Annotated in this window: 13 protein-coding genes and 1 riboswitch; of the genes, 9 read left to right on the top strand and 4 right to left on the bottom strand. The window is 44.8% G+C overall.

Translation table 11 applies throughout. From position 1 onward, the window contains the following. The first annotated feature begins 82 nt into the window (after positions 1-82). The 4 genes from QT990_RS07040 to QT990_RS07025 all read left to right on the top strand — a co-directional run bounded on the left by QT990_RS07040 (position 83) and on the right by QT990_RS07025 (position 3,737). Positions 83-631 (top strand): NUDIX hydrolase, encoded by a 549-nt coding sequence (locus QT990_RS07040; RefSeq protein ID WP_333144554.1) that lies wholly within the window; start codon positions 83-85, stop codon positions 629-631. A 150-nt stretch (positions 632-781) separates the two neighbouring features. After that, the gene (locus tag QT990_RS07035; RefSeq protein WP_333144553.1) at positions 782-2,233 is read left to right on the top strand and encodes an FAD-binding domain-containing protein; all 1,452 of its coding nucleotides are present in this window, start codon (positions 782-784) and stop codon (positions 2,231-2,233) included. A gap of 114 nt (positions 2,234-2,347) precedes the next feature. Further along, a complete protein-coding gene (locus QT990_RS07030) occupies positions 2,348-3,022 on the top strand; it encodes a Uma2 family endonuclease (RefSeq protein WP_333144536.1) in 675 nt (224 codons plus the stop codon). A gap of 67 nt (positions 3,023-3,089) precedes the next feature. Continuing rightward, positions 3,090-3,737 carry a Uma2 family endonuclease gene (locus tag QT990_RS07025; RefSeq protein ID WP_333144535.1) on the top strand — a complete coding sequence of 216 codons (648 nt, stop codon included), beginning with the start codon at positions 3,090-3,092 and terminating at the stop codon, positions 3,735-3,737. A 121-nt stretch (positions 3,738-3,858) separates the two neighbouring features. Here the strand turns inward: QT990_RS07025 and QT990_RS07020 are convergent, their stop codons facing one another. Continuing rightward, a complete protein-coding gene (locus QT990_RS07020) occupies positions 3,859-5,292 on the bottom strand; it encodes a serine hydrolase (protein ID WP_333144534.1) in 1,434 nt (477 codons plus the stop codon). A gap of 23 nt (positions 5,293-5,315) precedes the next feature. Further along, positions 5,316-5,765 (bottom strand): hypothetical protein, encoded by a 450-nt coding sequence (locus QT990_RS07015; RefSeq protein ID WP_333144533.1) that lies wholly within the window; start codon positions 5,763-5,765, stop codon positions 5,316-5,318. A gap of 97 nt (positions 5,766-5,862) precedes the next feature. Here QT990_RS07015 and QT990_RS07010 point away from each other — a divergent pair, with 97 nt between their 5' ends. The 3 genes from QT990_RS07010 to QT990_RS07000 all read left to right on the top strand — a co-directional run bounded on the left by QT990_RS07010 (position 5,863) and on the right by QT990_RS07000 (position 9,188). Then, positions 5,863-6,165 carry a hypothetical protein gene (locus QT990_RS07010; RefSeq protein ID WP_333144532.1) on the top strand — a complete coding sequence of 101 codons (303 nt, stop codon included), beginning with the start codon at positions 5,863-5,865 and terminating at the stop codon, positions 6,163-6,165. Positions 6,166-6,665: 500 nt separating this feature from the next. Beyond that, complete coding sequence (locus tag QT990_RS07005) at positions 6,666-8,798, top strand: pentapeptide repeat-containing protein (protein ID WP_333144531.1); 2,133 nt, start codon at positions 6,666-6,668, stop codon at positions 8,796-8,798. 57 nt (positions 8,799-8,855) lie between these two features. Further along, positions 8,856-9,188 (top strand): DUF2834 domain-containing protein, encoded by a 333-nt coding sequence (locus QT990_RS07000; RefSeq protein ID WP_333144530.1) that lies wholly within the window; start codon positions 8,856-8,858, stop codon positions 9,186-9,188. Between the two features lie 281 nt (positions 9,189-9,469). Here QT990_RS07000 and QT990_RS06995 read toward each other — a convergent pair whose 3' ends face one another. Further along, the gene (locus tag QT990_RS06995) at positions 9,470-9,739 is read right to left on the bottom strand and encodes a hypothetical protein (protein ID WP_333144529.1); all 270 of its coding nucleotides are present in this window, start codon (positions 9,737-9,739) and stop codon (positions 9,470-9,472) included. A gap of 258 nt (positions 9,740-9,997) precedes the next feature. Beyond that, complete coding sequence (locus QT990_RS06990; protein ID WP_333144528.1) at positions 9,998-10,717, bottom strand: Uma2 family endonuclease; 720 nt, start codon at positions 10,715-10,717, stop codon at positions 9,998-10,000. A gap of 174 nt (positions 10,718-10,891) precedes the next feature. Next, positions 10,892-11,038, top strand: a riboswitch (cobalamin riboswitch). A 120-nt stretch (positions 11,039-11,158) separates the two neighbouring features. Between QT990_RS06990 and QT990_RS06985 the strand changes: the two genes are divergently transcribed. Together QT990_RS06985 and QT990_RS06980 are read left to right on the top strand one after the other, a co-directional pair. Continuing rightward, a complete protein-coding gene (locus QT990_RS06985; protein ID WP_333144527.1) occupies positions 11,159-12,379 on the top strand; it encodes a transposase in 1,221 nt (406 codons plus the stop codon). A gap of 81 nt (positions 12,380-12,460) precedes the next feature. Then, positions 12,461-13,180: an energy-coupling factor ABC transporter permease gene (locus QT990_RS06980; protein ID WP_333144552.1), complete on the top strand. Its 720-nt coding sequence runs from the start codon at positions 12,461-12,463 to the stop codon at positions 13,178-13,180.

Genomic DNA, 13,180 nt, shown 5'->3' with positions numbered 1-13,180 from the left:
CTAAAATCTAAAATCTAAAATCCTATAAGATCGCCTATGATGTCTTAAATCGGTGCACCCTAACATTATTCGCTTGTCGCTTATGTCGATCGGTCAAGAACTACCCCAACTCCTCAAACAACGCCTATTTTACCAAGGGCGCAAATTCAACTTTGACGTAGCCACCCTCCGTCTTCCCAACGGTTCCGAAGGCGAGTGGGAATGTATTCGCCACCCAGGCGGAGCACTTGCAGTTCCCGTCACACCCGAAGGTAAACTCGTCTTGGTACGCCAATATCGCTTTGCCACAAAAGGGCGAATTTTAGAATTTCCCGCTGGTACGGTAGAAATCAATGAAAATCCCGCCGAAACTATCAAACGCGAAATCGAAGAAGAAACCGGATATCGCGCTGGAAAATGGCATAAATTAGGGCAATTTTTTCTCGCCCCCGGTTATTCCGACGAAATCATTTATGCTTTCTTAGCCCAAGATTTGGAAAAACTGGAAAAGCCGCCAGCACAAGACGATGACGAAGACATGGAGACAGTTTTATTCACCCCGGAAGAATTAGAAAAAGCTATCTTAGCTGGGGAACCCATTGATTCAAAATCAATTTCTAGCTTTTTCTTAGCCCGTCCATTTTTAACTTAAATAGGACTGACGGAAAAAACCCGGTTTCTGAAAAAAATCGTGCGTAACACCGATAAATCTTAACTTAGAAACCGGGTTTTTGAACCCGCGTGTGTCCAGGACTGTAAAATCTAAAATCTAAAATCTAAAATCTAAAATCGAATGTCCGATATATCCAATCTAATTTTATTTTGGCACCGCCGCGACTTGCGTATTTCTGACAACATCGGACTGGCAGCAGCGCGCCAGCAAAGCCCGAAAGTAGTCGGAATTTTTTGTCTCGATCGCAATATCATAAATCGGGATGACGTAGCGCCAGCTAGAGTCACCTACATGATCGGCTGCTTGCAAAAACTCTCCTCGCGTTACAGGGATGCAGGCAGCCAATTGCTGATAATTCAAGATGACCCGATTCTAGGAATACCGAGATTAGCAACAGCTATAAATGCTCAAGCAGTATTTTGGAACTGGGATGTAGAACCCTACGCAAAACAGCGCGATCAGTCCGTATCAAACGCCCTCCAACAAGCAGGAATTCAAGTTCACAATTTCTGGGATCAAGTCCTGCACGCCCCGGACGAAATTCGCAGCGGTACAGGGACTCCCTACACAGTTTATACACCATTTTGGAAAAAATGGAACAGTAAACCCAAAGCCCAACCAGTAGAGACACTGCCGATAACTTATCTGGAATTAATGACCGGATTAACCGCCGAAGAACAAGCAATCGCCAACCAAGCAGGTGCAATGGAAACAGTGCCAACAGCCTTGAGTTTGGGATTTATTTGGGAAAACCCATTAGTAATAGAACCCGGAGAAGATGCAGCGCAAAAAAAATTAGAAGAATTTTGCGATCGGGCAATTTACCAATATCAAGAACAGCGCAATTTCCCCGCCATTAACGGCACATCCCAACTCAGCGCAGCCCTCAAATTTGGTGCAATTGGCATCCGCACTGTTTGGCAAGCTACCCAGATAGTAATGGACACTTGCCGCAGCGAAGAAGCGTGCACAAGCATCCGCACTTGGCAACAGGAAATAGCGTGGCGGGAATTTTACCAACACGCCATGTATAACTTCCCAGAATTAGCAGACGGCCCCTACCGTCAAGCATTCAAAGACTTTCCTTGGGAGAACGATGAAAAGCTCTTTCAAGCTTGGTGTAAAGGCAAAACTGGCTATCCTATTATCGATGCAGCAATGCGGCAGTTAAATCAGACAGCTTGGATGCACAATCGCTGCCGCATGATAGTCGCCAGTTTTCTCACCAAAGATTTAATTATTAACTGGCAGTGGGGTGAAAAATACTTCATGCAAAAATTGATAGATGCCGACCTTTCTGCTAACAATGGCGGCTGGCAGTGGAGCGCATCAAGCGGCATGGACCCGAAACCTTTGCGAATATTCAATCCCGCCAGTCAAGCTCAGAAATTCGACCCGGAGGGGGAATATATTCGGCACTGGGTTCCCGAATTGCGCCGCGTTGATACTAAAGTTTTGCTAACAGGAAATCTTTCACCTTTAGAACGCCGACTTCTTCATTATCCCTCTCCGATCGTAGATCACAACGAGCAGCAGCGCAAGTTTAAGGAACTTTTCAAGCAGCAAAAAAACGCAGATTAGACAGCTCGACTTTGGGCGATAGTTACCAGTAAATTAAGTTGAGGGGGCGCTGTACACCCCTCAACTTAAAAGATTGTATCAGTTATAATAAACTTAAAGAAATCGGAGGTTGAAATGGTAACGCTGCAATTAAGGCAAATCAGTGTACCCCCAGGACATAGAGTGCTGTTCCATGATGTCAACTGGCAGGAATTTGAAGCAATTTTAGAAGAGTTGGGAGAACACCGTGGCTCTAGAATAGCTTACAGTCAAGGAACTTTGGAGATTAGGATGCCACTACCAGAACATGAGAAAGCTAAAATCATTATTGGCTATTTAGTGAAAATTCTGTTTGAGGAACTAGAAATCGACTTTGAACCATTTGGTTCGACGACTTTCAAGCGAAAAAGTATGTTACAAGGAATTGAGCCTGATGAATGTTTTTACATTCAGAATTATGCTCTAATGATTGGGAAAAAGCGGATCGACTTAACTGTCGATCCGCCGCCTGACTTAGCAATTGAAGTCGATTTAACTTCCAAAACTCAACTGGACGCTTACGAAGATCTGGGAGTACCTGAAATCTGGCGTTACGAAAATAACAAGCTGATGATTAATTTGCTTGAAGATGGGAAATATGTTGAATCTGCAATTAGTCCAACATTTCCCAATTTGCCAATTATTGAAGCTATTTCTCAATATTGCGAACAAAGCCAAACAGTGGGTACAAGCCAAACTCTCAGATTGTTTCGTAAGTGGGTTAGAGAACAAATCAGGCTTCGATCACTGAAGTCCTCACTACAAAGCTGACTGTTTCACAATGCCCAATTACCGATACAGACAAGTTATCATAAACTTAAATAAATCGGAGGTTGAAATGGTAACGCTGCAATTAAGGCAAATCAGTGTACCCCCAGGACATAGAGTGCTGTTCCATGATGTCAACTGGCAGGAATTTGAAGCAATTTTAGAAGAGTTGGGAGAACACCGTGGCTCTAGAATAGCTTACAGTCAAGGAACTTTGGAGATTAGGATGCCACTACCAGAACATGAATTCAATAAGGAAATCATTGGCGATATGGTAAAAATATTACTCGAAGAACTTGAAATTGATCGAGAATGTTTTGGTTCGACGACTTTTAAACGAAAAAGTATGTTACAAGGAATTGAACCTGACAACTGCTTTTACATTCAGAATCACGCTCTAATGATTGGCAAAAAGCGCATCGACTTAACTGTCGATCCGCCGCCTGACTTAGCAATTGAAGTCGATATAACTTCCAAAACTCAACTCGATGCTTACGAAGCTTTGGGAGTACCTGAAATCTGGCGCTATGAAAATAAAAAGCTTCAGATTAATGTGCTTCAAGATGGGAAATATGTTGAATCTGCAATTAGTCCAACATTTCCCAATTTGCCAATTATTGAAGCTATTTCCCAATATTGCGAACAAAGTCAAACGGCGGGTACAAGTCAAACTCTCAGATTGTTTCGTAAGTGGGTTAGAGAACAAATCAGGCTTTGAGGACTGAAGTCCTCACTACAAACTTGACCGCTGTGGCTGAGGAGGTGTGCAGCATTTGAGGTGGTTAATTAAATCAGAAATTGGGCTCTGTTCGGGGTGTGCCTCTACGCTGCTGCCCGAATTAATGAGATTTACTCTCAGGCATCCGGGTAAATAAAATCTCTTTCACAGTCGGTTCTAGGGGAAAGCTAAGGCTAGCAATATTGCCTTTGGTATCAGTTAAGAAAGATATAAGTTCTGGTCGATCGCACAACTCAGATTCAACAAAAATGTCATAGTGGTAATGTTCTAATTTATAAATAATTGAATTATGAGTTGCTGTCAAACGCTCGTCATTAATTTCAATTGATAAGATTCCGTATGCTGGATGCTCAAAATAACCTGTGTAATCTTCTAGAGGATGAGAAGGCTGGGTTCCTGTTTTACGAGAGTCAACGGCTATTTGCTCTTTGGCTTTTGCAGTAGATTCTTTGCTTTGAGCATATTTTTCCTTCATTCGTTGATTCCAAGGAGCTTCGTCTAGACCGAGCCAGCGATCGCATATATAATAAGTCACAGTATCTGGTACTGAGTTTAGAGCCATATTAGTCAGAACTACTATACCAATATTGTCTTGAGGCAGCAAAGTTGTCAGTGCAGAAAATCCATCAATATTACCGCCATGCTGAATTAAATTATGACCTCGGTAAGAGGTAATACCCCATCCCAAACCATAAAAATAATAAAAAAGTTCATTATATTCCAGCGGTTGACCGATCGCGATTTGTGGAGCGTGCATCTCGCTCAGATTACTTGGCGAGATAATTTGTTTCTCGCCATACTTACCCCGATCGAGATGGAGTAAAAGCCACTTAGCCATATCAGCAACGTTGGAATTTATCGAACCGGCTGGGCCGCTAACATCGACATTACAAAAGGGTAATCTCTCAACTTTGTCGGATTTTTCTTGATAAGGAAGTGCAAAATCATCAGCTTGTTGGGATGTCTCTACAGAGAAATTACTATCTCTCATTTCTAAAGGATTAAAAATTTCCTGTTGCACAAATTCTTCCCAGCTACTCTCTGCAATTTCACCAACCAAGTAGCCAGCGGTCATGTACATCAAACTTTGATACTGAAAAACAGTACGCAATTCGTGAGTGGGTTCGAGATATTGTAAGCGATCGAATATTTCTTTACGGGTGAAGGGACTTTTATACCACATAGCATCGTGACGGGGTAAGCCAGACCGATGAGTCACGAGGTCGCGGGGTGTCATACGTTCGGTTGCATAGAAGTCATAAAGTTTAAAAGTGGGCAGATAATTTCTGACAGGTCGATCCCAGTCTAATTTGCCGCGGTCTGCCAAAATACCCATCGCCATTGTGGTAAAAGGTTTCGTACAAGAACCGATCGCAAAGAGAGTTTGCGGTGTAACAATTAAATTTTGTTCTACATCTCGCTTTCCAAAGCCTTCACAAAAAATTATTTGGCTATCTTTAACGATTGCGATCGCCAGCCCGGGTATTTTCCACTCTTGCATCGCCTTGTTGATAAATTCACTCAGACCTTGCATGACTTTTCAGTATTGGTATAACTTTAGTTTCGCTTCTGAGAAATAGACAGAGAGTAAGGGTGTTGAGCTTGAGATCGATCGCCCACAAAAATAACATAAGTCCCCTTGTCCCCATAACCAGAAAATTCTACATTCCCCGCAGCAGCATTCGCCGGCAGCACACAGAAACGCCCCCTCGGCCCCTGAATCATCAAACTCGGAGCTCCAGCGGTTTGTACTGCAATCCGCCAGTAAGGCAAATCCTGCGTTACTTCGATGACGTGGTTGGGTGCTTGGGACACAAAACCGCAGTCGCCGCTATTGTTCGGGCCGCCGGAAACTCCAGAAACTCCCAGCGGTTCGGGAAATCCCGGAGCAATTTGTAGCGGTTGGCTCCGAAGGGCACCGGCATCCGCTAAAATCATTGCCAAGGCTAGGGTCACGATCGAGCTAAACCACAGTTTGCCGCGATCGCCCGGATAATTGATCTTCATGTTTCCTCACACAATGGCATTTGGTTCTAGTTCTTTGACGGTAGGGGATAATGGCGGTTCCAAACACCTTAATCTAAACTAACTTCCGAATTTTTTTATGAATCCTCAAAATAACTTCAATTGGCAGCAAGCGATCGGAGAACTAAAAGCTAAAGTAGAACGATCGCCACTCATCACACAAAATTCAGACCGGTATCAAGCCGTCGGAACCTTATACAATCAATTACTCGACAAGTTTCAAAGACTCCCTAAACCGGGGCAGGTGGCAGCCTTTGCCTTGGCAGCGATAATTGTCCTGACAGTCTTCAATAGCATCGTAAAGCTAATTTCCGCCCTGATGACTCTTGCCGTTCTCGGAGTGCTAATCTACATAGCGTTTGACACTCACCGACCGTCCTAAAGGCGAGGTGATTCTTGGCTCCACGACTGACCTTACTACTCACTATCCTTACGGCAATACTTAAACCTTTCAACCGTGGAATACCACCAATTGACGAGCTTAACTTAGTTAATCCCAGAGGGTCTATCTCCCCAAGCGTACTAGGATATGAACCTAGAGTTCAGGCGTGCCCCGCCTTACTTCAGTAGTCAACAAAGTATTTGGTTCTCTGGTATTGGGATATTATTTTTTTTATCCCTAGCTGTTTTAAGAGTTTTCGCCGCTCTTTGCCCCTAAATTTATGCCTGAAAGTGTGTCTCAACTGTTTCACGATGGCAATGGAGTTTCACCCTGACAACTTAATTATAACCTGGTTTGGGGTTGCTTTGCCAAGCGTAAATTCACGCTCATCCAATAGAAAGCCGTCAAGCCAAGGACGGGGTTTTAAACCCAAATTTCTGATAAATTGGCAATATCTCCTGATTCCTCCAACTAACGACTAACAATAGGAAATTATAAATATGGCTAACCCCACCGCGCCCAGCGGGCTCAATCAACCCGATCCGTCTTGGCAAACACAATCCAAGCAAATGCCACTGCTGGTTCGCAGGTGCGGCGCTTGGGCTGTGGAAATTTCGTTAATTGCGGCCAGCGCCCTCGTTCCCTTCAGTATCGGGGCATTGGTCAACAAGGAATCTCAAACCGTACCACTCAATTCCTCAGTAGCAGCAGCATCCGAAACCGTCGCCCGTACTTTGGGCATACCCGTGCGCGATCGCAGCCCCAGAGTCGCACCCCTAACTAATCTATTCTGGTCAGGGGCGCTGCTGGCACCGGCAGTTTTAGCGGGGTGGCAACTGTTTTTGCTCGCCAGAACCGGTCAAACTATCCCCAAACGCTGGTTCGGCGTCAAAGTTGTCACAGCGTCGGGTACTCCTCCGGGTTTTGGACAAGTGCTAATTCGCGAAAGTTTGGGGCGCTGGGGAGTGCCTCTGGGCGTCGCTTACGGCATTTGGCGCTTGACTGGTGCGTTTCCTGATTTGCTGATTTTAGGGGGGCTGAGCGGCTTGGCAGTGCTCGCAGACGGCGCTTTTGCATGGCGCTACAAACGGCAATCTGGACACGATCGCCTCGCCAATACTTTGGTCGTCAACGCTCGATCGAATCAACAGTCTGACAATCCTGTCAAGAGTCCAGATTGGACTGAGGAAGACGCGCAGATTGCGGCTTTGGTTGTGACTCCACAAAGCGGGCTGAAAACAAATGCCAGTTTGTGGAATTGGATGCGCCAACACCCAGGCACAACTTTAGTGATAGTTATCATCGGCAGCGCGGGATTGATTTTAACTTTGTTTGTCGGCACTCTCATCTACACTCAAAGTCAAGCAAATTTGCGGGATTCCCGGCAGCGGAACGACGAATTATTTGTGGCTTTAGTTAGCAAATTGTCTCCCACATCGGCTAGCGGGGCATCGGGCAGGCGATCGGCTATTTTGGCTTTGGGGGCCGTGGAAGACTCCCGCGCCGTACCCCTGCTAGCGGATTTGCTAGCTCAAGAAGACAACCGCGCCATGCTGGACGCGATCCAGCAAGCTTTAGTCAGTAGCGGGCCGAAAGCTTTGCCTGAGTTGCAGCGGTTGAATCAGGCCCTCAGCAACGATCTCGATTCCCTGCGGTTTGGCGGCAAGGCCCCGGAACGCGAGTTAGCGGCCGCCCGCCAGCGAACAGTACAAAGGGCGATCGGCAAAATTCTCACAGTGTATAGCAGCCAACTCAACGGCGTGGATCTGAGCCGCACGGATTTAGCTCAAAGTCCTGCCGGCCCGTCTCAGTTTACTTTAGTTTTAAACAAAGTTGACTTGTCGGGAATTAAGTTGAGAAATGCCAATTTAACCAATGCCAGCTTGCAGGGAGCTCGCTTTTACGGCACCGGCGAAGACAGGCGTCCGGCTACCTTTGACGATTGGATTTCTGACTTGAGCGGCGCTAATTTGGAAGGAGTAAATTTGACCGGGGCGTCTTTGAACAGTGCTGTAATGAACCGCACTACTTTTGTGCGCGCTGTCATGAACAAAGCTAATTTGTCAAACGGCAATTTAAATTCAGCTAATTTCAGCAGTGCTATTTTAATTGGAGCGAATTTGCAGGAAGCACTGTTAAAAAATGCAAGTTTTACCGGAGCAGATATAGGAAGCGCGAATTTGTCAGGAGCGGATTTGTCAGGTGCGCGTTTGGCAAAAGTGAAGGCTCAAGGCGCTCAGTTGTCCTTGACAAATTTGTCTAAATCGGAATGGCAAGGTGCTGATTTGTCTGGTGCTGATTTGAGCGGCGCCAACTTACAAAATGCCAATTTGACTTCGACTAAACTCGCTAACGTGAATTTAAAAGATGCTCGGTTGCAAGATGCGAATTTTCGGAATGCGGAGGTGAGTTCGGTTGATTTTAGGGGCGCGAATTTAGCGGGAGCGGATTTTAAAGGCGCTGTGTTTCTGGGGAAAACAGCTTCGGATCAATTTATTCAAAATCCGACTGGTAGTAAATCCGGTCGATTCCTAGGAGTTGATTTTGCGGAAGCTAAGAATTTAGATAAAAGTCAAATTGCTTACATTTGTTTGCAGGGGGGCATTCATCCGAACTGCCCGCAGAAGAAGTAAGGATTGGTTGTTAACGAGTAGGCTAATACAGTTGATTAAAGAACAGGTAAGGTAATTATGAGCGTTAAGCGAATCATTTATCTCATCCTAGCAATTCTGGGGCTTGTGCTGCCTTGGTACTATAACTTGCAGTTTTTTAGCAATGCTGGCTTGCTCGACTTTGTAAGCGAGAGTTCGGCTAATCTTGCTGCGAAATCGGTAAGTTTAGATTTGTTTATCGCAACTGTAGCAGGAAGCACTTGGATGTACGCTGAGTCAAAACGATGGGATATAAGTTTTGTAGGGCTGTACATACTTCTGGGTTTCCTGGTTTCGTTTTCCTGTGCTTTCCCGCTTTTCTTGTTTGTGCGAGAAACCAAGCTGGAAAAATCAAGCGAAGTCTCAAGTTGAAAAGTTGTTTAACAGATGAGTGCGGCGCAGCAAAATAATTCGGTGCAGGCGATCGAGCTATTATATAATTTCCGGTAAAATCACCGTTATAGGTTTGTAGTGACGACGGAAGTGCTCAGAATTTTATGAGGATTAAAGTCCTCACTACAAACCAACGTGATTGTTGTCCTTCCATGGGAAATAATATTAATACCAATTTCACTCATTTCTTGCTAAAAACTTTTGGCTTGAGTTTGTTCCACCTGCCCAACCTACTATTGCATTGTTTATTGAAATTGAGATTACGCAATAGCATCTGAACTGACAAGATTCTCAAATTGCGCCAATAGCATTCCATCACCATTATTTGCAACTCCAAAAATTTTAGGTAACTGGCCTGTTTGGGCGAGAACTTGTCTCACTTCTCGGTTAGATACATCGGCCATATTTTTGTTATTTAGAATGGCATTAACCGCAGCGATACCCACACCTTGACCAACAGCAGCGTTGAATTCAACAATTCTGCGGGCAGAACAGGCAAACCCTTCAAATCCAGAACACGGACTGACCACTGCCAGGTTAGGAACGTTTTTAATAACCTCTCCTGATTTTCATGTTTTCGAGCTAAATTTCAATGTTTGCCGTCAAACTCTCTGTTTTTCCCAAATCTAGCTCCATCTTTCCTGATTGTTTTGATAAATATTCACACATTCCTGGACGCAGCAACTGGGTTTTTTCCCAAAAATCCTCCGTTGAGGACGATCGATCTCTGTTGAAAAACCCGCTTTCTGAGCGTCTAGAGTCGGTCAGTCTGGTACTCTTGATTGCCATCAGGTGAGATTATCAGGATCTATCCCCAACTCCCGCAATCGCTGAGCTAGTCGATCGGAACGTTGGGCCAATCGATCGGCGCGCTGCGATTCCTGTTGGGCGCGCTGCGCTGATTCTTTCACCTGTTCTTCAGGAGTCAGATAACGTTTTCCATCGGCATCATACCAATACAACCACTCCCTTGTCACCCCAGAATAACTTCCCCTTTCACAACCAATCCCCAAACCAATTTCAGGCATCCAAACTGGATGTCCTGACTGTAACTCGTACTTCCCATTGACTAACTTGTGTACTTCCAAATGAGGTTTACGACGGCGGCGGGAAGAATAAATGACGTAATAAAGTACGCCTAAAGCTTGATAAGTCTCCAATTTTGTGCTGTATTCCTTGCGATAAGTTGGGGAAACAACTTCTAGCACAAAAGTAGGCATAACATTTTCATCCCACAGCACGTAACTGGGACGCAATTCTTCATCATAAAACCTTTCTACACCTAAACTCAAGAAAGCATCTGGGACAATGGGCGGTTCGTCAGGGTGATGATAAATACCCATATCTATGCCAAAAAACCAGTCCATCCGTTCTGCCCAAAGTATGAGCAATATTGCTTTTAACAACCCTGGTATTAATTCTTGCAGTTCGTTATCCACAGGCGTTTCATCTGAGTCTGGTAGTTCATCGGCTGAGGGCCAGTGCCTCGGAAATTTGTAATCTAACATGGCGGCTTTCCTCAAAACTCACTAACATTATACCTTTGATTTGTTTGGCAATAGTATTTATTGAACGAACCGCGAAGACGCGAAGGAAGAGAAGAGAAGATGATAGGTAATTTTGACTTAGTTAATCTGAAGTAATTTTTGTAAAATATTTGCTGAGATTTACGCGATCGACTAAACTATGTCTAACCAGTCGGTTCTAATGGGGAGCAGCCGTTAGAGGAAAGGGGGAAAGTTCGGTGCAAGTCCGGCGCTGTCCCGCAACTGTAATGAGAGTCATGTCGCTTTCTGAGTCAGGATGCCCGCCGATGTGTTAGTTTACCGAAAAATGGGGTCGAAAGCCCTGTCCTTCTAGGACGGCTTTAATTTAGGCAATGTGTAAACAATTGTTAAATATGCAGATTTTGCAAGTAAAAGTTTTTGTAAAAGTAATAGACTGTTGCCATGATAATACTAGAGTTCAAGTTGAAAGGCAAAGCAGAGCAATATCGGATCATTGACGAGATGATTCGGACGGCTCAATTTGTCAGAAACAAAACTCTTAGATACTGGACAGAGAATCAAGGGGTTAAGCTGGTTGACCTGTACAAACAGTGTGCCATTATGGCTAAGGAGTTTGAATGGGCAGGCAAACTTAACTCGACGGCACGTCAAGCTTCGGCGGAGCGTGCCATTTTTGCTATCCAGCGTTTCTTTGCTAATTGCAAAGCTAAAACACCAGGGAAAAAGGGCTACCCACAATACAAAAAACACACTCGTTCTGTCGAATACAAGCAATCGGGTTGGTCACTTTCGGCCGAGAAAAGATGCTTGACATTTAAGGACGGTTTTACTGCTGGAAAATTTAAGTTAATTGGTAGTCGAGATTTGCATTTCTACGCGCCCGACGAGATTAAACGAATTAGAGTTGTGCGTCGTGCCGACGGATATTTCGCCCAGTTTTGCATAAATGTTGAACGCAAAGAGGAACTTATTCCAACTGGCAAAGCCATTGGAATAGATGTAGGGCTAAACCATTTCTATACTGATAGCAATGGCGAAACGGTTCCTAATCCTCGGTATCTCCGTAAAAGCGAAAAAGCTTTGAAAAGATTGCAAAAACGAGTTACTCGAAAAAAGAAAGGTTCTAGCAATCGGAAAAAAGCGATTAATAAGTTAGGAAGAAAACACCTGAAGGTCAGCAGGCAGCGTAAAGACTTCGCCATAAAGACGGCGTTGTGCGCGATAAAATCTAGCGATTTTGTGGCTTACGAAAACCTTCAGGTGATGAACATGGTCAAAAATCACAAGCTTGCTAAATCAATTAGCGACGCGGCGTGGTCACAGTTTGCTCAATGGTTGGAATATTTTGGGAAAGTGTACGGTAAAACTATAATTTCTGTAGCACCTCAGTACACCTCACAAAATTGTTCAACTTGTGGCAATGCTGTTAAGAAAACCCTGTCAACGAGAACCCATATTTGTGGTTGTGGGACGGTGTTAGATCGCGACCATAACGCCGCAAAAAACATTTTGGCGAAAGGGTTGAAGGAAGCAGGAATTAGTTTCAATTTAAATACGGTGGGGCACACCGGAATTAACGCTGGGGGACAGAACGATCTCTACTCTTTGATGGCAGCATCAAGGAGCAAATCGACTGATTTATCCAAGAATCCTCGCGCCTGAAGGCGCCCGGAGTGTCAAATAGTCTCATCTGCGAGGTTCAGCGTGAAGACCAGAAATCGGAAATTGGTCAGCTTGGGATTGATGGCTGGCTTGAGTTGTTATATTGTCCTGGGTTCGGCAACGCCCGCCGCAGCTATGCACATTTCGGAAGGTTTTTTGCCGATGCAATGGGCTGCGTTTTGGTGGATTGTGGCGTTGCCTTTTTTTGCAGTAGGTTTGCGATCGATTACTCGCATTACAAAAGAACACCCGGAACTTAAACTATTGCTTGCTTTAGCGGGTGCGTTTACTTTTGTGCTTTCTGCTTTAAAAATTCCCTCGGTAACGGGCAGTTGTTCTCACCCGACGGGTACAGGTTTGGGCGCAATATTGTTCGGCCCTTCGGTGATGGCGGTACTGGGGGCTTTAGTTTTGTTGTTTCAAACGTTACTGTTAGCGCATGGTGGCTTGACAACGCTGGGAGCGAATATGTTTTCGATGGCGATTGTCGGGCCTTTCGCTGCCTATTTTATCTATCAATTGCTGTTGCGAACGGGTAGCCAGCGGGCGGCATTTTTTTGTGCGGCGGCTTTGGCAGATTTGCTGACTTATGTAACGACTTCGATTCAATTAGCATTAGCTTTTCCGGCAGCAAGTGGCGGTTTTATGGCTTCGTTTCTCAAGTTTGCTGGCATCTTTGCTATCACTCAAGTACCCCTAGCTATTAGTGAAGGATTGCTGACTCTATTGGTTTGGAATTGGCTGCATTCTTACGGGAAGCCGGAGTTGGAAACTTTGAAATTATTGAGACAGGAGTCATAA

The organism is Microcoleus sp. T3_B1 (assembly GCF_036700445.1).
In the GTDB taxonomy this organism is placed as follows: domain Bacteria; phylum Cyanobacteriota; class Cyanobacteriia; order Cyanobacteriales; family Microcoleaceae; genus Microcoleus.
This window is presented reverse-complemented; position numbering and strand designations above follow the sequence as displayed.

Coding starts and splice junctions, on each gene's coding strand:
- QT990_RS07040 (WP_333144554.1), top strand. CDS start 83: ATGTCGATCGGTCAAGAACTACCCCAACTCCTCAAACAACGCCTATTT.
- QT990_RS07030 (WP_333144536.1), top strand. CDS start 2,348: ATGGTAACGCTGCAATTAAGGCAAATCAGTGTACCCCCAGGACATAGA.
- QT990_RS07025 (WP_333144535.1), top strand. CDS start 3,090: ATGGTAACGCTGCAATTAAGGCAAATCAGTGTACCCCCAGGACATAGA.
- QT990_RS07020 (WP_333144534.1), bottom strand. CDS start 5,292: ATGCAAGGTCTGAGTGAATTTATCAACAAGGCGATGCAAGAGTGGAAA.
- QT990_RS07015 (WP_333144533.1), bottom strand. CDS start 5,765: ATGAAGATCAATTATCCGGGCGATCGCGGCAAACTGTGGTTTAGCTCG.
- QT990_RS07010 (WP_333144532.1), top strand. CDS start 5,863: ATGAATCCTCAAAATAACTTCAATTGGCAGCAAGCGATCGGAGAACTA.
- QT990_RS07005 (WP_333144531.1), top strand. CDS start 6,666: ATGGCTAACCCCACCGCGCCCAGCGGGCTCAATCAACCCGATCCGTCT.
- QT990_RS07000 (WP_333144530.1), top strand. CDS start 8,856: ATGAGCGTTAAGCGAATCATTTATCTCATCCTAGCAATTCTGGGGCTT.
- QT990_RS06990 (WP_333144528.1), bottom strand. CDS start 10,717: ATGTTAGATTACAAATTTCCGAGGCACTGGCCCTCAGCCGATGAACTA.
- QT990_RS06985 (WP_333144527.1), top strand. CDS start 11,159: ATGATAATACTAGAGTTCAAGTTGAAAGGCAAAGCAGAGCAATATCGG.
- QT990_RS06980 (WP_333144552.1), top strand. CDS start 12,461: ATGGCTGGCTTGAGTTGTTATATTGTCCTGGGTTCGGCAACGCCCGCC.